The sequence below is a fragment of the Microbacterium suaedae genome (assembly GCF_003254645.1).
In the GTDB taxonomy this organism is placed as follows: domain Bacteria; phylum Actinomycetota; class Actinomycetes; order Actinomycetales; family Microbacteriaceae; genus Microbacterium; species Microbacterium suaedae.
The window spans coordinates 566,963-587,978 of sequence record NZ_PNFD01000001.1 but is presented as its reverse complement, the minus strand read 5'-3'; the positions used below and the strand labels follow the sequence as shown (position 1 = coordinate 587,978).

Genomic DNA, 21,016 nt, shown 5'->3' with positions numbered 1-21,016 from the left:
AATCCGCCAGGAGACGGTCGCACGGTGTATTCGTCCCCGCGCCGGGTTTCCGGCGTGCACGCACGATCACATCAGGATGGAAGACACATGATCTCCACGCGCACGAAGCGTGCCTCCTTCGCCGCCGTCGCGGCGGCGGGCCTCATCGCCCTCGCGGGCTGCTCCAGCGCCTCGGGCGACGACAACGGCGACGGCGAGGCCGGCGCCGACTGGCCCGAGTCGCTCTCGTTCGCCGTCATCCCCGCCGAGTCGTCGTCGACGATCGCCCAGCAGCAGGGCGCGATCATCGACGCGCTCGAGCAGGAGCTCGGGCTCGAGATCGAGATGCAGGAGGCCACGAGCTACGCGGGCGTCATCGAGGCGCTCCGCGCCGGACAGGCCGACATCGCCGGCCTCGGTCCGTTCTCGTACGCGGTCGCCGTCGACAGCGGTGTCGAGATCACGCCGCTCGGCGCGGTCGTCGACGCGCCCGACCAGGAGCCCGGCTACCAGTCGTACGGCATCGTCAACCCCGACAGCGGTATCACCGACATCGCGGGCTTCGAGGGCAAGACGGTGTGCTTCGTCGACCCGACCTCGACCTCGGGCTACCTCTTCCCGTCGGCCGGTCTGCTCGACGCGGGCATCGACCCCGAGGAGGACGTCGAGGCGGTCGTCGCGGGAAGCCACGACGGCTCGGCCCTCTCGGTCGCCGACGGCACCTGCGACGCGGGCTTCGCCTACGACGCGATGGTTGAAGAGACGCTCATCGAGTCGGGTCAGATGGAGGACGGGGCCGTCGAGACCGTCTGGAAGTCCGAGGTCATCCCCGGAAGCCCCTACGTCTCGAACAACGCGCTTCCCGACGACCTCGAGGCCGAGCTGAAGCGCCTCTTCACGGAGGAGCTCAACATCCCGGCCCTCATCGAGGCGGGCGTCTGCTCGAGCGAGGACGACTGCCCGATGCCCGAGGAGTCGGAGTACGGCTTCGTCGAGGTCGAGGACTCGCTCTACGACGGCATCCGCGCGGTCTGCGAGATCACGCAGTCGGAGTCTTGCGTCTCCTGACGCATCCAGCCTGCGGCGGACGGGGCATCCACTCGGATCCCCCGTCCGCTTCGCACGTGAACAGAACCCCAAGGAGCAGAAGATGGCGAACGTTGCGGACATTCGACAGGCGATGACGACAGGGATCCCCGAGCTGACCCCGGATCAGGTGAAGGACGCCGTGCGCATGACCGGCGTCACGAAGCAGTTCGGTCAGGTGACGGCGCTCGACGACGTCACGGTCGACTTCTCTCCGGGGGAGATCAACGTCCTGCTCGGCCTGTCGGGTTCCGGTAAGTCGACGCTGCTCCGCCACATCAACGGCCTGCAGTCGCCGAGCTCCGGCGAGATCCACACGCTCGGGGTGCCCGTGCATCGCGCGAGTCCGCGTGAGCTGCGGATCCTGCGCTCGCGGGTCGGCATGATCTTCCAGCACTTCCACCTGGTCGGATCGATGTCGGTGATCGAGAACGTGTGCACGGGGCGCCTCGGCGCGCTGCGCGGTCCGCGGCTCGGACTGTTCAGCTATCCCCGCAAGGTCAAAGAGCAGGCGATGGCGCATCTCGCCCGTGTCGGCCTCGCCGACAAGGCCTTCCAACGCGCCGACACGCTCTCGGGTGGTCAGCAGCAGCGCGTCGCGATCGCACGTGCCCTGATCCAGGAGCCGGTCGTCCTTCTCGCCGACGAGCCGGTCGCGTCGCTCGACCCCGTGTCGTCGGCCGGTGTCATGGAGCTGCTGCGCGAGATCTCCACGGATCTCGGGCTCACGGTCATCTGCAGCCTGCATCAGGTCGAGCTCGCGATGGAGTTCGGCAGCCGCATCACGGGGCTGCAGGCCGGTCGCGTCGTGCTGGATCGGGCCGCGGATCGCCTCAGCAACGAAGACGTCTTCGAGATCTACCACGCCGTCTCGGCCCCGGAAGCGGTCGAGACTGGCGAGACGGTCGGGGTCTGACCCGTGACGACGATGGTCTCCGTCGACGCGGAGAGGAAAGCCGGGGAGGGTCTCCCCGTTCCGAAGCGCCCCGCGCCCGGAGCCCAGACGATCGCGGTGTGGGCCGTCATGCTCGGCCTTCTCGCGGCTTCGATCTGGTCGTTCATCGATCTCGACATCTCCTTCGCGACGATCGCCGCAGGCATTGACAACGCCGCCGACTTCGTCTCGCGAATGCTCCCGCTCGACTTCCCGTCGATCGGCGAGCTCGTCTCGCTCACGCTCCAGACCCTCGCGATCGTCACGGTCGCGACGGCCCTCTCGGTCGTGCTGAGCCTTCCGATCGCGATCTTCGCGGCGTCGGCGACGACGCCGAACCGGTGGCTCGGGGGAGCGAGCCGCACGCTCATCGTCGTGCTGCGCGCGATCCCGGATCTCGTTCTTGCGATCATCTTCTTTCGCATGTTCGGCCTCGGGGCGGTCCCCGGGATCCTCGCCATGGGCCTGCACTCGATCGGCATGGTCGGCAAGCTCTACGCCGACGCGATCGAGGAGCTCGACCGCGGCCCCGTCGAGGCGCTGCGCGCCGCGGGGGCCTCGCGGTGGCAGCAGATCCTCTCAGGGGTCATCCCGCCGCTCCTGCCGCAGATCATCGCGACGGCGCTGCACCGCTTCGACATCAATCTGCGCACCTCGGTGCTGCTCGGCTACGTGGGCGTCGGGGGAATCGGACTGGCCCTCGCCGATGCGCTGAACACCATGAACTACCAGCGCGGGATGGCGCTCGCCTTCGTCGTCCTCATCCTGTGCATCGCCGTCGAGCTCATCTCGGGGAGCATCCGCACGGCGCTCCTGGGCCGCGCGAACAGTCGGCGACGCGGCCTCCTCGGCGTGTTCGACCGCCTCTCGGACGGCTGGGTCACGAGGGGGAACGCGACGCACGAGCCGCAGCGCACGAAGAGCGGATCCATTCGCGTCGCCCCTCCGTGGGACGGCGACCGGATCCGTCGATTCCTCGGGCTCTCGGCCGTCGTCATCATCGTCGCCGCGGCGATCGTCGGCGCCGAGATCGACCCCGTCGCCTTCTTCCTCGGCATCGCCGACTTCCCGGCGACGATCGCGCACTTCTTCCCGCCGAGCGACGGCGATCTGGGGGACCTCCTGTTCGAGTCGATGCTCGTGACGGTGCAGATCGGCCTCGCGTCGACCCTCATCGGCGTCGTCATCGCGATCCCGATCGGCTCGCTTGCGGCGCGCAACGTCGCACCGAACGCGACCGTGGCGATGGCATTCCGGGTGCTCATCGTCTGCGTGCGCGCGTTCCCGGAGCTGATCCTCGCCATCATCTTCATCGTGATGATGGGCCTCGGTCCCGTTCCGGGCGCGCTGGCGCTCGGGATCGGATCCATCGGCCTGCTCGGCAAGCTCGTCGCCGACTCGCTCGAAGAGACCGATGTGCGCGTGCAGGACGCCGTGCGCGCGAACGGCGCGACGCGCCTGCAGATCTACGGCGCCGCGACACTGCGCCAGGTGCTGCCCGCGTTCGTCGCGCACGTCATGTACCAGCTCGACGTCAACATCCGCGCGGCGACGCTCCTCGGCATCGTCGGCGCCGGCGGCATCGGCTTCTACCTGCTGCAGGCGAATCGCGTGCTGCAGTTCGACGTCGTCACCTTCATCCTCCTGATGATCCTCGCCGTCGTCCTGACGCTCGAGGCGATCAGCGCGTGGGTGCGACGCGTCGTCATCTGAGCTACCCACTCATCCACAAGTCTTCGCCAAGTCCGGTGCAATTCGCTGCGGACTTGGCGAAGACTTGTGGACTTGCCGGCCCGCGCTCGACGCACACGCACGCGACAACTCGCGCGCGGTTTCCCGCGCGGTTCACCCGGCGTTCACGATCGCGGTGAGGGCGGGCCATATCGGGCGACGACGCTCGAGGCCATGGACACGAAGGATCGGACGCCCGCGGATCGCCAGCGCACGGCGCGCGTGCTCGCGGGAGCCACCCAGGCCGAGCTGGCCGATCTGTGGCGCGCGTGGGGAGACGGGCGCCCCGAGATCGAGTACCTGCGCGGGCCGGAGGCCGGCCTCGTCATGCTGCAGGCGCGCACGGGCGGAACGGGGGACAGGTTCCACCTCGGCGAGGCGACCGTCACCCGGGCGACCGTCGCCGTGCGCGGCGCCGGAGACGACGCGGTCGGGACGGCCTACGTCCTCGGAAGCCACCCCGAGCACGCGGCGCTCGCCGCCATCTTCGACGGGCTCCTCGGATCCGCGGACCGCGAGCGCGCGCTCGCCGAGGTGATCGAGCCGCTCGAGCACGCGCAGGCGGAGAGGGACCGGCGCCGCCGCGCCGATGCCCGAAGCACCGTCGTGGACTTCTTCACGGTCGCCCGCGAGAACGACGGCGCTGACGACGAGGACGACGAATGAGCATCGCGACGACGGCCATCCGAAACCCGGGTTTCGTCTCGCCGGCGCACGACGCCCAGCGGGTGTTCCGCGCGACGCTCGAGGCTCTCGCCCGCCCGACGACCGGGCAGCCCCTCCTCGCGCGCGTGACGCCGCCCGCTCCGCTCGGGCCCGAGGCCGGCGCCGTCGTGCTCGCGCTGTGCGATGAGCAGACGCCCGTCTGGCTCGATGCCGCGCTCCGCAAGAGCGGCGAGGTCGCGTCGTGGATCCGCTTCCACACGGGATCCCGCATCGTCGACGCGCCGGGAGACGCGCTGTTCTGCGTGGCCTCGTGCCCGTCGGCCATGCCCGCTCTCGACGCGCTGAAGACCGGATCCGACGAGGAGCCTCACCTCTCGGCGACCGTCCTCGTCGACGCGACCGCAGCGAAGCCCGTCGGCGCGTTTCTCGCGACGGGGCCCGGGATCCGCGGATCTGCGGAGTGGGACGGCGCGGGGTGCACGCGCGCGTTCCTCGACGCGTGGGCCGCGAACAACGCGATGTTCCCGCGCGGCGTCGACCTCCTCCTCGCGGGGGAGGGCGTCGTGCGGGGGATTCCCCGCACGACGGTGCTGACCGAGAAGACGGTGCTGACCGAGAAGGAGGGTGCCTGATGTACGTGGCCGTCAAGGGCGGGGAGAAGGCCATCGCGAACGCCCACGCGCTCCTCGCGAAGCGCGGCGCAGGCGAAGACGCCGCCCGCATCGACTTCGCTCAGCTGCGCGATCAGATGGGGGTCCTCGTCGCGCGCGTCATGAACGAGGGATCCCTCTACGACCCGGATCTCGCCGCAAAGGCGCTCCTGCAGGCGCAGGGCGACGTGCTCGAGGCGATCACCCTCCTGCGCTCGTACCGGACGACGCTCCCGCGTTTCGGAGTGGCGAGCCCGCTCGACACGGAGGGGCTTCCGAGCGAGCGTCGCGTGTCGGCGACGTTCAAGGACGTCCCCGGCGGGCAGCAGCTCGGCGCGACCTTCGACTACACGCACCGCCTGCTCGCAGACGAGCTCGAGACGCCCGAGGTGCCGGAACCCGATGTCGAGGGCGAGGAGCCGATGCCGCGCGTGACCGATCTGCTCGGCGAGAGCGCGCTCATCGAGCCCGATCGTCCCGAACAGTGGACGGATCCGGATCCCGGCGACCTCACGCGCGAGCCGACGACCTTCCCGATGACCCGCGCCGAGCGGCTGCAGGCCCTCGCCCGCGGCGATGAGGGCTTCCTCCTCTCGCTCGGCTACTCGACCCAGCGCGGATTCGGGAACACGCACCCTTTCGTGGGCGAGGTGCGCGTCGGCGAGGTCGAGGTCGTCTTCGAGCCCGGCGAGATCGGGCACGAGGTGCCGATCGGCCGCATCGAGGTCACCGAGTGCCAGATGGTGAACCAGTTCGCAGGAGGAGAGGATCGTCCCCCGCAGTTCACGCGCGGCTACGGCCTCGTGTTCGGACGCGCCGAACGCAAGGCGATGTCGATGTCGCTCGTCGATCGCGCACTGCGGAAGGACGAGTTCGGCGAGCGCGAGGTGAGCCCCGCCCAGGACGAGGAGTTCGTCATCGCGCACAGCGACAACGTGCAGGCGACGGGGTTCGTCGAGCACCTGAAGCTGCCGCACTACGTCGATTTTCAGGCCGAGCTCGGGCTCATCCGGCGGCTGAGGGAGGATCACGATGGCCGACCCTGATCTTTCCCCACACGTCGCATCCGCGACGCGCGGGCACCCGGCATCCATGGGCCCACCGCGCATCGTCTACAACGACGGGTACCTCGACGAGCAGACCAAGCGCGTCGTGCGACGCGCGCTCCTCAAAGCCGTCGCGATCCCCGGGTTCCAGGTGCCGTTTGCCTCGCGCGAGGTGCCGATGCCGCGCGGCTGGGGCACGGGCGGCGTGCAGGTGACGGCGTCGATCATCGGATCCGCTGACAGACTCAAGGTCATCGATCAGGGAGCCGACGACACGACGAACGCCGTCTCGATCCGCCGATTCTTCGAGCGGGTCGCGGGCGCGGCTTCGACGACGCGCACCGATCAGGCGACGATCATCCAGACCCGTCACCGCATCCCCGAGACGCCGCTCGCAGACGGCCAGACGATCGTGTATCAGGTGCCGATCCCCGAGCCGCTTCGCTTCCTCGAACCACGCGAGACCGAGACGCGGCGCCTGCACGCCCTCGAGGAGTACGGCCTCATGTACGTGAAGCTCTATGAGGACATCGCGCGCTACGGGCACATCGCCAAGACGTACGACTACCCCGTGATGGTGAACGGTCGCTATGTCATGGCCCCGTCGCCGACGCCGAGCTTCGACAATCCGAAGATGCACCAGAGCCCGGCGCTGCAGCTGTTCGGCGCCGGGCGCGAGAAGCGGATCTACGCGGTCCCGCCGTACACGGATGTCGAGTCCCTCGGGTTCGACGACTTCCCGTTCGAGCCGCAGCGATTCGACAGGCCCTGCGAGATCTGCGGATCCGAGGGTGTGTACCTCGACGAGGTCATCACCGACGACTCCGGCGGCGCGATGTTTGTCTGCAGCGACACGGATCATTGCGAACGCGTCGCCGAGCGGCGGGAGAGGGCGAGCGCATGACCCCCGATCTTCCCCTCCTGAGCGTGACCGGGGCCGGCCACGCATACGGCGAGCGGTTCGGCTGCCGCGATGTGTCGTTCGATCTCTGGCCCGGCGAAGTGCTCGCGGTCGTCGGCGAATCGGGATCCGGAAAGTCGACGCTTCTCGGCATGCTGTCGCAGCGGCTCCGGATCGACGAGGGCGACATCCGCTACCGCCTGCAGACGGGCGAGCTCGCCGACCTCTCGGCGCTGTCGGAGCGCGAAGTGCGCACGCTGTGGCGCACCGAGTGGGGCTTCGTGCACCAGAACGCCGCCGACGGCCTGCGTATGCACGTCTCGGCCGGCGGCAACGTCGGCGAGCCGCTGATGGCGAACGGCGCGCGGCACTACGGATCCATCCGGCGGCAGGCGGCCGAGTGGCTCGAACGCGTCGAGATCCCGGCGGACCGCATGGACGAGACGCCCGCGACGTTCTCGGGCGGCATGCGCCAGCGCGTGCAGATCGCCCGCAACCTCGTCTTCGGCCCGCGTCTCGTGTTCATGGACGAGCCGACGAGCGGCCTCGATGTCTCGGTGCAGGCGCGCCTGCTGGACCTCATCCGCTCGCTCGTCGCGGATCTCGGGCTCGCTGTCGTCATCGTCACGCATGACCTCGCCGTCGCGCGCCTCATCTCGCATCGCACGCTCGTGATGAAGGACGGCGGAGTCATCGAGCAGGGTCTCACCGATCGCGTGCTCGACGATCCGCAGGCCGCCTACACGCAGCTTCTCGTCTCCTCGATCCTCCAGGGCTGATCCATGACGCTTCACATGCCTCCGGGTACCGCGCTCTCTCTCGACGGCGTCGGGAAGACTTTCACGCTGCACATGCAGGGATCCCAGGTGCTGCCCGTGCTGCGGGACGTCACCTTCGACGTCCCGCAGGGGAGGTGCGTCGTCCTCGGCGGGGAATCCGGTGCGGGCAAGAGCACGATCATGAAGATGGTGTTCGGCAGCTACGGATCGAGTAGCGGTCGCATGCTGCTGCGGCACGACGGGGCGGTCCTCGACCTTTCGACCGCGTCGCCGCGCGAGGTGCTGGCCGTTCGCCGCGACACGATGGGCTACGTCAGCCAGTTCCTGCGCGCCGTGCCGCGCGTCGCGGCCCTCGATGTCGTCGCGGAACCTCTCGTGGAGCGCGGAGTCTCGCGCACGGCGGCGCGTGAGCGCGCGGGGGAGCTGTTGGATCGGCTGAACATCCCCGAGCGGCTCTGGAGCCTGCCGCCGGCGACCTTCTCGGGAGGCGAGCAGCAGCGCGTCAACATCGCGCGCGGCTTCGCGAGCGAGCGTCCGCTCATGCTTCTCGACGAGCCGACCGCTTCGCTCGACGCGCGCAATCGCGCCGTTGTCATCGAGATGATCCGGGAGCGACTCGCCGCCGGCACGGGCGTGCTCGCGATCTTCCACGATGCCGATGTGCGCGAATCGGTCGGCGACGAGATCGTCGACGTCCGGCGATTCGCCCCCGCGCGAGAGGAGGCGGCGGCATGACGGCGCACGCGGTCTGCGGGTCGGTGGAGCCGCTTCCGACACTCTTCTCGACACGAGAGGAGCCCACGCGATGACGCACGAGACGATCCTCACGAATGCCCGCCTCGTCCTCCCGGACGAGGTGATCCGCGGATCCGTCCGCGTCGCGGGCGGGCGTGTCACCGACATCGCGGAAGGCGCGATGCGGGTGGGTGAGGACATGCAGGGCGACTACCTTCTACCGGGCCTTGTCGAACTGCACACCGACCAGGTCGAGTCGCATTTCCAGCCCCGCCCGAAGCGGTACTGGGATCCGATTCCCGCCGTCATCGCCCACGACGCGCAGATGGCCGCCTCGGGCGTGACGACGGTGCTCGACGCGCTGCGCATCGGATCCGGCCCCGGAGAGAACCGCGTCTCGAGCCGCACGCCGACACTCATCGACGCCCTCGTGCACGCGGCGGGCAGCGGGATCCTGCGCGCCGAGCACTACGTGCACCTGCGCTGCGAGGTCGCGACCCCCGATGTCGTCGAGGTGTTCGACGAGGTCGGCGGGCACGAGCGGGTGCGCATGATCTCGCTCATGGATCACACACCGGGGCAGCGGCAGTACGCCGATGTCGAGGCGTTCCGCACGTACATGGTCGGCAAGCACAGCATGTCGAGCGTGCAGTTCGACGATCACGTCTCGCAGCTGCACGAGCTGGCCGCGCGGTTCTCCGACGTGCACCGCCGCGCCCTCGCGGAGCGGGCGGCGGCGCGCGGGATCCGGATGGCGGCGCACGACGACGCGACACAGGAGCACGTCGACGAGTCGGCGGCGCTTGGCGTGCACATCTCAGAGTTCCCGACGACCTCCGCGGCCGCCCACGCGGCGAATCGCGCCGGCCAGCTCGTCGTCATGGGGGCGCCGAACATCGTGCGCGGCGGTTCCCACTCCGGAAATGTCGCCGCAGCGGATCTCCTCGCGGAGGGGGTGCTCGACATCCTCTCGAGCGACTACGTTCCGGCGAGCCCCATGCAGGCCGTGTTCCGTCTCTTCGGAGAGGGCGCGATCACGCTTCCCGAGGCCGCGGCGCTCGTGAGCGCCCACCCCGCGGCGGCGGCGGGCCTCGACGACCGCGGCGCCATCGAGCCGGGGCGGCGCGCCGATCTCGTGCGCGTGCACGCCTACGAGGGCGCCCCGTCTGCCCATCACCCGCCGGGATCGCCCGTGCCGATCGTGCGCGGTGTGTGGCGCGAGGGGCAGCGGGTCGCTTAGCCGATCACTCCAGCACGAAGACCGCGATCTTCCGGTCGGTCTTCTTCCGGTACTCGTTGTAGTCGGGCCACACGGCGGCGGCGCGCTCCCACCACTCCGCGTACTCGGATCCGTCGACCTCGCGGGCCGTGTATTCGCGGGTGACCTCGCCGTCCTGGAGCTCGACGCGCGGGTTCTTCCGGATGTTCCAGTACCAGGCGGGCGGCGCAGGCGCTCCGCCCTTCGACGCGACGACGGCATAGCGGCCCTCGTGCTCGACACGCATGAGCGCCGTCTTGCGCAGCCCGCCGGTCTTCGCGCCGACCGTCGTCAGCACGATGATCGGTGCGCCGCGGAGCTCGGCCGCCTCGGCTCCCTGCGACTGCTCGTATGCCTCGGCCTGGGTGCGTGCCCATTCGGAGGTGCTCGGAAGGTATTCGCCCTGGAGTGCCATGTCAGCGACGATACCGGCGCCCCGCCCTCACAGGGTCGGGATGGCGGCGAGCAGGCGCTTGGTGTAGGCGTGATGGGGGTGCTGCAGCACGTCGCGCGTGGATCCCCGCTCCACGATGCGCCCCTCGGTCATCACGAGCGCCTCGTCGCAGAGGTTCTGCACCACTCCGAGGTCGTGGCTCACGAGGAGCAGCGTCATCCCGTCGTCGCGGACGAGCCCGCGCAGCACCTCGAGGATCTGGGCGCGCACCGTGACGTCGAGCGCCGACAGCGGCTCGTCTCCCACGAGAAGCGCGGGGCGATGCACGATCGCGCGCGCGAGCGCGATCCGCTGCCGCTGGCCGCCCGAGAACTCGTGCGGGAACCGATCCGCGGCCTCGGCTGAGAGACCGACCTGCACCAGCACCTCGCGCACGCGCGCTCGGCGATCGCCCGTGACGCCCAGCGCCCAGAGCGGTTCGCCGACGATGCGGCCCACGCTCATGCGCGGATCCAGAGATCCGTAGGGATCCTGCAGAACGATCCCGGTCATCCGGCGGAGCCAGTGCAGCCGCCGGGCGCGCGCGCTCGCGTCGACGTCGCGCCCCGCGACTTCGACGCTTCCCGTCGTCGGGGTGTCGAGACCCAGCAGCAGGCGCGCGAGCGTGGACTTGCCGGACCCGGACTCGCCGATGATCCCGACGGCGGATCCTCGTCGCACCTCGAGATCGGTCGGGTGGAGGGCCGTCGTGGTGCGTCGCCGCTCGAACAGGGCGCGTCGTGGCAGGCGGAACGCGCGGGAGAGGCCGCGTGCCTGGAGGATGTCGTCAGTCATCGGATCCCTCCGGTCGCCAGAGTGTCGCGGTCGCGTCGCGCAGAAGGCCACGCGTGACGGGATGCGAGGGCTTCGACAGCAGCTGCGGAACGGGCGCCTGCTCGACGACCCGTCCCCGCTCGAGCACGACGCCGCGCGTCGCGACCTGCGCGAGCACGGCGAGATCGTGCGTGATGAACACAAGCGACATGCCGCGCTCATCGGCGAGTCGGCCGAGCAGGTCGAGCACCTCGGCCTGGATCGTCACGTCGAGGGCCGTCGTCGGCTCGTCGGCGACGAGCAGATCCGGATCGCACGCGAGCGCCATCGCGATCGCGACCCGCTGGCGCTGCCCGCCCGACAGCTGATGCGGGTATCGGGAGACGATCTCCTCGGGATCCGGCAGCGCCACCTGGCGGGCGAGCTCGACCGCCAGGCGCGCCGCGTCGCGCCGGCCGAGCCGTCGGTGGATCCGCGCAGACTCGGCAATCTGTCGTCCGACGGGGCGGATCGGGTTGAGCGCCGTCCGCGGCTCCTGGAACACCATCCCGATCTCGTCGCCGCGCACGCGCGCGAGCTCCCGATCGGCGCGGCCGACGAGTTCGCGCCCCTTCCAGCGGATGGATCCCGTCACCTCGGCGCCGTCCGGCAGCAGGCCGAGAAGCGCGAGCGCCGTCAGGGATTTCCCGGATCCCGACTCGCCGATCAGTCCCAGCCGCTCGCCGTCGTCGACGGCGAAGGAAACGCCGTCGACGACGCGCGCGCCGCGGAACGAGATCGCGAGATCCGCCACCTCGAGGCTCATGCGACCACCTCCGGCGTGTGCGTCTGCGGGCGGCGTCCGCGGCGCGAGAGCACGGGATCCGTCGCCTCGCGCAGGGCGTCGCCCAGCAGATTGAGCGCGAACACGGTCGCAGTGATCGCGATCCCGGGCCAGAGCACGCTCCACGGATGGATCGAGACGTAGTCCTGCAGCTGGCTGAGGAGCAGCCCCCAGCTCGGCTCGGTCACGGGTGCACCGAAACCGAGGTACGACAGGCCCGCTTCCGCGAGGACGGCGGCCGCCATCGACCAGGACAGCTGCACGATGAACACGGGGGCGACGTTCGGCAGCAGGTGGCGCGTGAGGATCTGCCCGCGCGTGAGCCCCGCCGCGCGGGCGGCGAGCACGAAGTCGGCGCGGTTCACGCGGCGCAGCTCTCCGCGCGCCACGCGGGCGATGTTGACCCCGTATCCGATGCCGACGCTCCAGACCACGACCCAGAGGGATCCGCCCCAGACGGCCGAGATCATCATCGCGATCAGCAGGACGGGGAAGGCGATGAGGATGTCGACGAGAACGGCGATCGACTCGCGGATGGGCCGTGCCGTGAGCGCGCCGAGCGCCGCGAGCAGAATCCCGACGAGCGTCGCGACGAGCCCTGCGCCGACCGCGACGAGGACCGTCACGCGGGATCCCGCCATGAGCAGCGAGAGGATGTCCCGCCCCGCGTCGTCGGTGCCGAGGAGGTGCGGCCAGCCGGGCGGCAGCCAGCTCGCGTACGCGTCGGCGTGCCGCGGGTCGAAGGGCGTCCACACGAGGGCGACCGCCGCGACGGCGACGACGCCGGCGACGATGAGCGCGGCGGCCCGCCCGGTGGGGATCCGCCACAGGCGCGCGAGCCAGCCCGGCGACCTCATGTGCGCTCCCGCAGACGTGGATCGATCGCGTGGTGCGCGAGGTCGACGAGGAAGCCGATGACGAGCACGAAGCCCGTGAGGACGAGCAGCTCGCCCTGCACCTTGACGAGGTCGCGAGCGCCCACATCGGTGACGAGCATGCGCCCGATGCCGGGGAGGGTGAACACCTGCTCGATCACGACGGCGCCGACGAGGATCCCTGCGATCTGCAGGCCGAGAACCGTGACGACCGAGAGCCCGACGGTGGGGAGCCCGTGCCGCACGAGAGCGCGCGTGCGCGTGAGACCCTTGGCGGCCGCCGTGCGCACGAAGTCCTCGCCCGTCGCCTGCAGCGTCGCGCTGCGGACGAAGCGCATGAGCATCGCGCCCTCGACGACGCCGATCGTCACGGCGGGGAGGAGGAGGGCCCGCATGGCCGCCGCCGGATCCTGCCACCCGGCGCGCGGGAATCCCTGCGCAGGCAGCAGTCCGAGCCCGATCGCGAAGACGACGACGAGCATGAGGCCGGCCCAGACGACGGGGACGGCGGCGAGCAGCTGCGCGCCCACGCTGAGGGCCGTGCCCGAGGGGCGACCGCGGCGGACGGCGGCGAGCACGCCGAGCGGCACGGCGAGGACGAGGGCGATTGCGAGCGACATCGCCCCGAGCGGAATCGTGACCTGCGCCTTCGCGGCGATCTCGTCGATGACGGGCGCACCCGTCACGAGCGAGTGCCCGAAGTCGCCCGTCGCGACGGATCCGATCCAGTCGAAGTACTGCGCCGCGAGGGGGCGGTCGAGCCCGAGGTCCTGCCGGATCGCAGCCACCTGGGCGGGCGTTCCCTCCGTGCCGGCGATCATCTGCGCGACGTCGCCGGGAAGGATCCGGAGCGTCGAGAAGATCAGCGCGCTCGCGACGGCGAGACCCAGCGCGAGGAGCAGGATCCTCGTGACGGCGTAGCGGATCACGGGTGGCTTCGGATCAGGGAGCGGTCGCGGTCACGTCGGCCAGCGGCAGACGCGTGCTCGTGGAGGCGGTGGGGAAGCTCTCGATGCCGGGCGCGATCGCGACGATGTCGCTGCGCGTGAACAGCCAGTCGACGGGGTGCTGGTCCGCGACGACGCGGGCGGCCTCGGCGAGCAGCGCGGCGGATGCGTCGGCATCGGTCTCGCGCATCGCCTCCCCGTACAGGTCCTGCACCTGGGCGAGGGCATCCGCGTCGTTCAGCGCGTAGTAGTAGTCCGGGTCGGTCCACGTCGCGAAGTCGCGCGGCTCGACGTGGTTGACGTAGCTGAGCTCATAGTCGCGGTTCGTGTACACGTCCTGCAGCCAGGTCGAGAACTCGACGGGCTCCACCTCGAGCGTCACGCCGACGTCGTCGAACATCGACACCAGCAGCGTCGAGACGCGCGTGGCGTAGGCGGTCGGGATCGTCAGCTCGAGCGACAGATCGCTCGCCCCGGCCTCGTCGAGCAGCTCGCTCGCCCTTTCGGGATCGTACGAGAGGGTGTCCGAGTGATCCTCGTATCCGGGATCGAGGCGGGGGATCGGCCCGAACTGCGCCTGGCCGGCGCCGACGGCCTCGATGATCGCGTCGTGGTCGATCGCGCGGCGCAGTGCCTCGCGCACGCGGATGTCGTCGAGGGGTTCGGCGCGAGAGTTGAAGGCGAGGATGAACTTGTCGGTCGTCGCGCCCTCCGTGAGATCGAATGCGTCCTCGAGCTGCGGGGCGAGATCGGCCTCGACCGCCGTGAGCACGTCGAGGGATCCGTCGAGCCCGGCGTTCACGAGCGCGGTCGCCTCGGGGATGTAGGTGAGCACCACCTCTGCGAGCTGTGCGGGGTCTCCCCAGTAGCCGTCGAAGCGGGTGAGCTCGATGCTGTCGCCCTGGTTCCAGCGCGCGAGGGTGAACGGACCGGTGCCGTTCGCCGCCGTCTGCATATCGGTGTCGTCGTCTGCATCGAACACGAGACCGGCCGGACCCGTGAGCGTGAAGAGGAGGTTCTGGTTCGGCTCGGCGAGCGCGACCTCGACGGTGCGCTCGTCGACCGCTGTGACGGTGTCGACGACCTGCAGATCGTCGTATCCGGCCATCGCCTCGTCGGATCGGGTGCCGTCGAGAGAGGCGACGACATCGTCGGCCGAGAACTCGGATCCGTCGTGGAAGGTCACGTTCTCTTCGAGGGTGAAGGTGTAGAGGAGCCCGTCGTCAGAGACGCTCCAGGAACTCGCGAGGGCCGGGGCGATCTCCTCGCCCTCGCCGCGCGTCACGAGTCCCTCGTAGACGTTGTCGATGAGGGCTTGCTCGAGCGCCGCGCCCGTCGTGCGCCGGATGTCGAGATTCGTCGGCTCGAGGACGAGGCCGACGCGCAGCGTGGCCTCGAGGTTCGGCTCGCCTGCGGGACCGGGGGCGGCGTCGGGCGCGCACGCGGTGAGCGCGAGGGCGGCGGCGACGCTCGCGGCGGCCGCGGCCCACGGGCGGAACGACGAGGGGCGTGTCATCGACGGGGTCCTTCCGGGAGGTCAGGAGATCGGGGCGTGCGCGCGCACGAGGCGCGCGAGGCCGTCGTGGGCCGTCTCCTGCACATTGTGCGGAGCGTCGAGGATCGTGACGGGATCCCCGGGGCGCGCGTCGCGGAACGCGCGCAGATCGTCCTCCGTGAGGAATCCGCGGGAGCCGGCGACGAGTGCGACGTCGACGGTGAGGCCCGCGAGGGCGGCCCATCCGGCGTCGTGATCGATGTCGACGGGCGGCGCGTCAGGCGCCGATGGCGAGAGCAGGCGGGCCATGTGGTGCTTCCACTCGACGACGCCGTCCGCGCGCGTCCGCGTGTTGAGGAGGACCCCGCGCCGTGCCTGTTCGCGGGCACCGCCCAGGCCGAAGGCCGCCGCGTGATCGAGCACGTCGTCGACGGATCCGAATTCGAGGCGCTCGTAGAAGGGGCCGAGGCTCGCGACGCCGCCGCGGCCACCGCCCGGCACGATGTCGACGAGCGTGAGATGGCTCACGAGATCGGGGCGCTGAGCCGCGAGCTCGATGCCCGCGAATCCGCCGAGCGAGTGGCCGACGAGCGCGATCGGCGCGCTGATCCACTCTCCGAGGCCTTCGGCGAGGTCGGGTGCGAGCGTCGCGGGAACGTATGCCGCGTCCTCGCGCCAGGACGAGTCGCCGTGACCCGGGAGATCGATCGCGAGGGCGGGGAGGCCGAGGGCGATCGCGGTGCGGTCCCATGTGTGCGCGTTGAGTCCCGCGCCGTGCAGGAAGACGACGCGTGGCGCTTCGTTGCCGTATCGCACAGCCGACAGGGTGCGGCCATCGGGCAGGGTGAGCCGCTCGCGCCGCGCGCTCGGCGCCTCGACGCCCTGATATCGGGCCTCATCGGCGAGGAACGCGAACTCGTCGAGCTCGGCGTGCGGGGCAGTCACGATTCGGATCCTTGTGGGAGGGGCGCTCGGCGGTCGTCGAGATGTCTCCATTCTGGTGCGCTTCGCGAGGGTGGGAGAAATCGCGCGAATATATGATCAGTTAGATGTCTTTGTGTGGTGCAAGATGCTCAGAATATGAGGTAATTAGGTTGTCAGTCTGATCCCACTCCCTGAAACGCGCAGCGATCGATAGTGTGCAGACATGAGTGAGACGCGTGTGCACCTGTCCCGGTCGGCGATGAGCGCCTATCGCTCGCTCGAGGCCTTCTCGAAGGAAGTCGGCCGCATCGCGAGCGAGTATGGCGTCGACGATCGCCTCCGGGAGCTCGTGCAGCTGCACTGCTCGCAGCTGAACGGCTGCGCCTACTGCATGAGGGTGCATGTCGAGCGCGCGCAGCGCACAGGGGTGACGATGGACGAGCTCGGGCAGATCCCCGTCTGGCGTGATTCCGGCGTCTTCAGCGACCGCGAGCGCGCCGCGCTCGAGCTCGCCGAGGCGTACACGTTCATCCATCGCGACGGGGTCTCCGACGAGGTGTACGACCGTGTCGGCGGGATTCTCTCGGAGAAGGAGTACGTCGGAGTCAGCTGGATCGCGATCTCCATCAACTCCTTCAACCGCCTGGCGATCGCCGGTCGCTATCCGGTCCCGCCCCTCAAGGGTTAGGTAAGCCTTCCCTCTTGGCGTATGATGGGGGAATCATGACGGCCCGATCCCTCACCCCCGCCCACGACGACAGCGCCTGCCGCGCGCGGCGCCACGCCCGCGTGCAGCACCTCGTCGTCGCAGACGAGCACGCGCTCGCCGAGGCCGAGGCGATGCTCGCGACCCTCCCGCTGTGCGCGTCGGGCCGCGTGTTCCTCGAGGTTCCTGACGCGAGCTGGATTGGGCGGATTGCGGCCCCTGCTCGCATGACCGTCACCTGGCTCGACCGTTCGGTGCGCCGAGGCGCTCCCGGGACGGGCGAGCTCTGCAAGCCCGGCACGGCGATGACGCGCGCCGCGATCGCCTACGCCGACGAGGTTCTCTGCGACGAGAACGCGAACGACACGCACGTGACGCTGCTCGGCGGGTTCCTCGCCACGGCCGATGTCGTCGAGCACCTCACGTCAGCGAATGGCATCGACCGTGCGTCGATCACGGTGCGCGAGTCGCTTTCGGCCTACGTCTGATCAGTCCTTCGCAAGCGCCCCGACGAGGCGCAGGATCGCGCCCATGTCGTCGACCGCGGAGGCGGGGGATCGCGGGGCGAAACCCGTGATCGACGCGCCCGCGAGCGGGAGAAGCTCGCGGATCGTCGCGATCGCCGAGACGAGGGCGGACGGCTCGATGCCGAACGGCTGAGCATCCGCGACGCCCGACATGTGCGCCGGATCGAGCACGTCGAGGTCGATGTGCACGTAGACGCGACGGGCGCCGGTCGCGGTGATGGCTTCTGCGAGTCGTTCGGCGATGTCCGTCGCGGGGAGGTGGTGTGTGCCCGCGGTACGCATGTAGTCGGACTCCGCCGGATCGAGGTCCCGCGCGCCGGCGAGCACGACGCGTTCGGGGGAGATTCTGCCCGGTGCCAGGCCGAGCCCGTCGGGCGCACCTCCCAGGACGGCGCGCAGCGCCATGCCGGCGAACGCACCGGAGGGCGAGGTGTCGGGGGAGTGGAGGTCACCGTGCGCATCGAACCACACGACGGCGAGATCGTCGCCTGCGACGTGTCCGATCGCGGGCACGGCGACGCCACAATCTCCTCCGATCACGACCGTGCGCTCGTCGCGGAGGCCGTCCAACGTCTCGCGGACGTGCTCCGACACGCGCCGGAGGGTGCTCGCCCGAAGCACGGAGGTGTTGAGGCTCTCGCCGGCCTCGTACGGAACCTCGACCCGCACTGATGCGGAGCGGGGAAGATCTCCTGCGATCGCTTCCGCTCCGTCGATGAGCGCCATGGCGCGAGTGGACGGGGAGCCCTGCCACTGGGGGACGACGACGAACCGTGCCATATCCCGATCATCCTCCTTTTCGAGCGGGAACGGGAGGGCGCCGCCCCGATCGCCGGGAGGCGCCCTCCGCGCGTCAGCCCGCCGTGATCGAGCCGGAGGCGCCGCCCGACTTGAGAGCCGCGAGGCGCGCCTCGACCTCGGTGAGCTCGCCCACGTCCTCGAGCTCCTCGAACTGCGCATCGAGGCTCGACGCCGACAGCTCGGCCTTGCCCGTCGCGAGGGCCTCCTGGCGGCGCACCTTCTCTTCGAAGCGGCCGAGCTCGCTCGTCGGATCCATGACGTCGACCGACTTGACCGCGTCGTGCACCTTGTTCTGCGCCTCGGCGATCTTGGCGCGCGAGACGAGCTCGTTGCGCTTGCCCTTGAGCTGCTCCAGCTTCTGCTTCATGCCGTTCAGCCCATCCTTGAGCTTGTCGACAATGAGCTGCTGCTGCTGGATCTGCGGCTCGACGGCCTTGACCTCGTTCTCGGTCGACACCTGGCGCTGCAGGGCGATCTTCGCGAGGTTGTCGAACTTGTCGGCGCCCGCGGTGTCGCCGGCGGCGCGGAGCTCGTCGCCCTTGCGGCTCGCGGCGATCGCCTTGTTGCCCCACTCCTGCGCCGCCTTCTTGTCTTCGGCGTTGTCTCGCTCGAGGAGGCGGAGCTGCCCGATCGTCTCGGCGATCGCCGACTCGGCGTCGGCGATGTTGTTCGTGTAGTCGCGGACGAGCTGGTCGAGCATCTTCTGCGGGTCTTCGGCCTCGTCGATCAGCGAGTTGATGTTCGCTCGGATGAGCGTCGAGATGCGACCGAAGATGGACTGCTTGCTCATGTGATGTGCCTTTCGGTGGGTGTCGTGAGGGAGTGGTCTGAAGTCTTCCGGGCCTTCTTATGTGCCGGCTCTGGGGTGCGGCGCATCAGAATCGGCGCCCGCCGCTCCTGCGGCCCCCGCTCGAGCGGCCGAGTCCGCCCGCGCGCCCGCCGCCGAATCCGAGCCCGCCGAGGCCGCCGCGCGAGCTGCGTCCCCAGCCAGTTCCGTGGCGAGATCCCCCGGAGACGGCGGCGCCCACGAGCCCGCCGATGACCCCGCCGATGATGTCGCCGCTGAGGCCGCCCGACGAGCGGCGTCCGCGGGCACCGTATCCGGACGGCTGGTAGCCGCGCATATCAGCCTGGGCTGTCGACAGGGCCTGCTGCGCGGCGTCTCGCGCGCGGCGGGCCTGGGCGAGTGCTTCGACGGGATCCGCGTCGCGCGCGGCGAGCGCGTGATCGAGCGCTGCTCGGGCCTGGGCGAGCTGGGATCGCGCCGGCCCGCCGACGCCGCCGCGGCGCGTGTTCACGTAGCGCTCGGCCTGCGCGATCGAGCTCTGCGCCTGGGAAACGGTCTGGTCGATCTGCCGGAGGCGCTTCGTCTTCGCCTCTTCGGCGCGTCTCGCGGATTCCACGACGGCATCGATCTCGTCGTTCGCCGCGTCGAGCGCCTCGGCAGCGCGCAGGGGAGTGCGCTCGGACCCCGTGAGGGCGTCACGTGCGGCCGCGATGTGCGCGGTGGTCGAGGCGATCGCCTGAGCGACGCGGCCATCGGGATCGTCGATCGATCGCGCGCGGCGGATGTCGGTCTCGAGCTCGGCGATCGTCTCGCGCGCCTGCTCCTCGGCCTCGTCGAACTGCGCGGACAGGGCCAGCACGGCGTCGACGAGCTCGTCGAGCTGCCCGAGCCCCTGCTCGGCGTCGTGAAGATCGAGGGCGGCCTCGCCCGACTCGCCCGCGTCGAGGTGCGCGCGGGCTTCGGCGAGCTCGGCGTCGACGAAGCGCAGACGGGCTCGCGCCTCGTCGGCATTGTCCTCGATGTCGTCGATGGCAACCGACGCGTAGGTTTCGCGGAGGCGCGCGATCTCGGCATCGATCCGCTCGGGCGCACTGGCGCCGGCCGTGAGCCGGGCGGCGAGCCGCTCGAGCACGTCCGGCGCGTTCTGTTCCAGGGCGCGCAGGCGGACGAAGCTCTCGGCCTTCTCGTCGAGATCGGCGTCGGCCTGCGTGAGAAGCCGGATGATCTCGTCGTACTTCTCTCGCTCGTCCTGCGGCGATTCGGAGGGTGCGTCGTCGAGCGCGCGCTGGATGCCGAAGCACCGATCGAGAGACGCCCGGGCGCTCTTCAGCGCCGTCTCGTACTCGGCGACGGCCTCCGTGCCGAACTGCGCGACCGCGAAGCCGAGCTCCTGCTCAGCCGTGCGGATCGCGTCGTCCATCTCGACGAGGAGACCCGCTGCGCGGGTGCGGAGCTCGTCGAGCTCTGCCGCGAGCCGTTCCTCGGCCGCTCGTTCGGCGCGACGTTTCCGCGCTCGCCCGATGAGTGTGAGCGTCGCGATGATCAGGCCCGCGATCGCGAGGATCCCGCCGAGGACCCACCAGATTGTGTGGTTCGGCGCGGACTGGGCCGCGAGCTCGTCCGCCGCGGCGTCGACCGCGCCTGCCCAGTCGTCGTCGCGCAGAGCGTCCGCCGCATGCTCCTCCACGGTGATGGCGCCGGAGTCGTCGATGCCGCCGCTGACGGGCGTCGAGAGGAACAGTTGACGCGACTCGGTGGCGATCGCCAGCAGGTACTGATCGGTGCCGAGCCCGTTCATCTCGGCGGTCGCGTTCGCCCACTCGGCCGAGTCGCTCGGGGAGGTGAACTCGTCGACGTAGACGACCCACATCTCGACGTCGCTCTCGGCTTTGAGGCCTGCGAGCCGTTCGTTCGCGGTGGCCTCTTCCGATGCGCTGAGCGCGTCGACCTCGTCGTGGACGTACTCAGCGCCGAGCCCGGGCGGTTCGGCAGCGGACGCGGCGAACGGGGCGAAGGCCAGCGCAACACCCACACCCAAGGCCGCGATCGCGGTCGTACGTCGTGAGCCCATCCCGGATTCCCCCTTTGCGAGCGGAGATCGATCCGCCCTCCTCGATCCTAGGGATCACCACCGACAACGGAAGAGTGAATCCCGGGGC

General features: G+C 70.2%; 22 protein-coding genes. 12 read left to right on the top strand and 10 right to left on the bottom strand.

Going from position 1 to position 21,016, the window contains the following annotated elements; translation table 11 throughout:
- The first annotated feature begins 87 nt into the window (after positions 1-87).
- From C0012_RS02625 to C0012_RS02580, 10 genes are all read left to right on the top strand, one after another.
- Positions 88-1,047, top strand: coding sequence for a phosphate/phosphite/phosphonate ABC transporter substrate-binding protein (locus tag C0012_RS02625; RefSeq protein WP_110588330.1), 960 nt, complete (start codon positions 88-90; stop codon positions 1,045-1,047).
- Positions 1,048-1,129: 82 nt separating this feature from the next.
- Entirely contained in the window at positions 1,130-1,981 is an 852-nt protein-coding gene (phnC, locus tag C0012_RS02620; RefSeq protein ID WP_408631124.1) for a phosphonate ABC transporter ATP-binding protein, read from the top strand.
- A 12-nt stretch (positions 1,982-1,993) separates the two neighbouring features.
- Positions 1,994-3,712 carry a phosphonate ABC transporter, permease protein PhnE gene (gene phnE, locus C0012_RS02615; RefSeq protein WP_110588799.1) on the top strand — a complete coding sequence of 573 codons (1,719 nt, stop codon included), beginning with the start codon at positions 1,994-1,996 and terminating at the stop codon, positions 3,710-3,712.
- Positions 3,713-3,904: 192 nt separating this feature from the next.
- Positions 3,905-4,396 carry a phosphonate C-P lyase system protein PhnG gene (gene phnG / locus C0012_RS02610; protein WP_110588331.1) on the top strand — a complete coding sequence of 164 codons (492 nt, stop codon included), beginning with the start codon at positions 3,905-3,907 and terminating at the stop codon, positions 4,394-4,396.
- Positions 4,393-5,028, top strand: coding sequence for a phosphonate C-P lyase system protein PhnH (gene phnH / locus C0012_RS02605; RefSeq protein ID WP_110588332.1), 636 nt, complete (start codon positions 4,393-4,395; stop codon positions 5,026-5,028). The genes phnG and phnH overlap by 4 nt, the downstream gene beginning before the upstream one ends.
- Positions 5,028-6,092, top strand: coding sequence for a carbon-phosphorus lyase complex subunit PhnI (locus C0012_RS02600; protein WP_110588333.1), 1,065 nt, complete (start codon positions 5,028-5,030; stop codon positions 6,090-6,092). Before phnH ends, C0012_RS02600 begins: the two co-directional genes overlap by 1 nt.
- A complete protein-coding gene (locus C0012_RS02595; protein WP_269777913.1) occupies positions 6,079-6,996 on the top strand; it encodes an alpha-D-ribose 1-methylphosphonate 5-phosphate C-P-lyase PhnJ in 918 nt (305 codons plus the stop codon). Before C0012_RS02600 ends, C0012_RS02595 begins: the two co-directional genes overlap by 14 nt.
- A complete protein-coding gene (gene phnK / locus C0012_RS02590) occupies positions 6,993-7,772 on the top strand; it encodes a phosphonate C-P lyase system protein PhnK (RefSeq protein ID WP_110588334.1) in 780 nt (259 codons plus the stop codon). The genes C0012_RS02595 and phnK overlap by 4 nt, the downstream gene beginning before the upstream one ends.
- A gap of 3 nt (positions 7,773-7,775) precedes the next feature.
- Complete coding sequence (phnL, locus tag C0012_RS02585) at positions 7,776-8,507, top strand: phosphonate C-P lyase system protein PhnL (protein WP_162621791.1); 732 nt, start codon at positions 7,776-7,778, stop codon at positions 8,505-8,507.
- Between the two features lie 70 nt (positions 8,508-8,577).
- Positions 8,578-9,747, top strand: a complete 1,170-nt coding sequence (locus C0012_RS02580; protein WP_110588335.1) for an alpha-D-ribose 1-methylphosphonate 5-triphosphate diphosphatase — start codon at positions 8,578-8,580, stop codon at positions 9,745-9,747.
- A 4-nt stretch (positions 9,748-9,751) separates the two neighbouring features.
- On the opposite strand, the gene C0012_RS02575 is transcribed toward C0012_RS02580, so the two are convergent.
- The 7 genes from C0012_RS02575 to C0012_RS02545 are packed head-to-tail and all read right to left on the bottom strand — an operon-like array spanning position 9,752 to position 16,057.
- Positions 9,752-10,180 (bottom strand): nitroreductase family deazaflavin-dependent oxidoreductase, encoded by a 429-nt coding sequence (locus C0012_RS02575; protein ID WP_110588336.1) that lies wholly within the window; start codon positions 10,178-10,180, stop codon positions 9,752-9,754.
- 27 nt (positions 10,181-10,207) lie between these two features.
- A complete protein-coding gene (locus C0012_RS02570; protein ID WP_110588337.1) occupies positions 10,208-10,993 on the bottom strand; it encodes an ABC transporter ATP-binding protein in 786 nt (261 codons plus the stop codon).
- On the bottom strand, positions 10,986-11,777 hold the full coding sequence (locus tag C0012_RS02565; RefSeq protein ID WP_110588338.1) for an ABC transporter ATP-binding protein: 792 nt from the start codon (positions 11,775-11,777) through the stop codon (positions 10,986-10,988). Before C0012_RS02565 ends, C0012_RS02570 begins: the two co-directional genes overlap by 8 nt.
- Positions 11,774-12,652: an ABC transporter permease gene (locus tag C0012_RS02560; RefSeq protein WP_110588339.1), complete on the bottom strand. Its 879-nt coding sequence runs from the start codon at positions 12,650-12,652 to the stop codon at positions 11,774-11,776. Before C0012_RS02560 ends, C0012_RS02565 begins: the two co-directional genes overlap by 4 nt.
- Complete coding sequence (locus C0012_RS02555; protein ID WP_110588340.1) at positions 12,649-13,599, bottom strand: ABC transporter permease; 951 nt, start codon at positions 13,597-13,599, stop codon at positions 12,649-12,651. The genes C0012_RS02560 and C0012_RS02555 overlap by 4 nt, the downstream gene beginning before the upstream one ends.
- A gap of 13 nt (positions 13,600-13,612) precedes the next feature.
- Positions 13,613-15,133, bottom strand: a complete 1,521-nt coding sequence (locus tag C0012_RS02550) for an ABC transporter substrate-binding protein (RefSeq protein WP_110588341.1) — start codon at positions 15,131-15,133, stop codon at positions 13,613-13,615.
- A 21-nt stretch (positions 15,134-15,154) separates the two neighbouring features.
- Positions 15,155-16,057: an alpha/beta fold hydrolase gene (locus C0012_RS02545; RefSeq protein ID WP_162621792.1), complete on the bottom strand. Its 903-nt coding sequence runs from the start codon at positions 16,055-16,057 to the stop codon at positions 15,155-15,157.
- A gap of 202 nt (positions 16,058-16,259) precedes the next feature.
- Between C0012_RS02545 and C0012_RS02540 the strand changes: the two genes are divergently transcribed.
- Positions 16,260-16,724 (top strand): carboxymuconolactone decarboxylase family protein, encoded by a 465-nt coding sequence (locus C0012_RS02540; RefSeq protein ID WP_110588343.1) that lies wholly within the window; start codon positions 16,260-16,262, stop codon positions 16,722-16,724.
- Positions 16,725-16,759: 35 nt separating this feature from the next.
- Positions 16,760-17,230, top strand: a complete 471-nt coding sequence (locus C0012_RS02535) for an SIP domain-containing protein (RefSeq protein ID WP_110588344.1) — start codon at positions 16,760-16,762, stop codon at positions 17,228-17,230.
- Here the strand turns inward: C0012_RS02535 and C0012_RS02530 are convergent, their stop codons facing one another.
- From C0012_RS02530 to C0012_RS02520, 3 genes are all read right to left on the bottom strand, one after another.
- Positions 17,231-18,049, bottom strand: coding sequence for an arginase family protein (locus C0012_RS02530; RefSeq protein WP_110588345.1), 819 nt, complete (start codon positions 18,047-18,049; stop codon positions 17,231-17,233). It abuts the gene before it with no gap.
- Between the two features lie 73 nt (positions 18,050-18,122).
- Positions 18,123-18,860, bottom strand: a complete 738-nt coding sequence (locus C0012_RS02525) for a PspA/IM30 family protein (RefSeq protein ID WP_110588346.1) — start codon at positions 18,858-18,860, stop codon at positions 18,123-18,125.
- A gap of 85 nt (positions 18,861-18,945) precedes the next feature.
- The gene (locus tag C0012_RS02520; RefSeq protein ID WP_110588347.1) at positions 18,946-20,928 is read right to left on the bottom strand and encodes a TPM domain-containing protein; all 1,983 of its coding nucleotides are present in this window, start codon (positions 20,926-20,928) and stop codon (positions 18,946-18,948) included.
- Between the last annotated feature and the right edge of the window lie 88 nt (positions 20,929-21,016).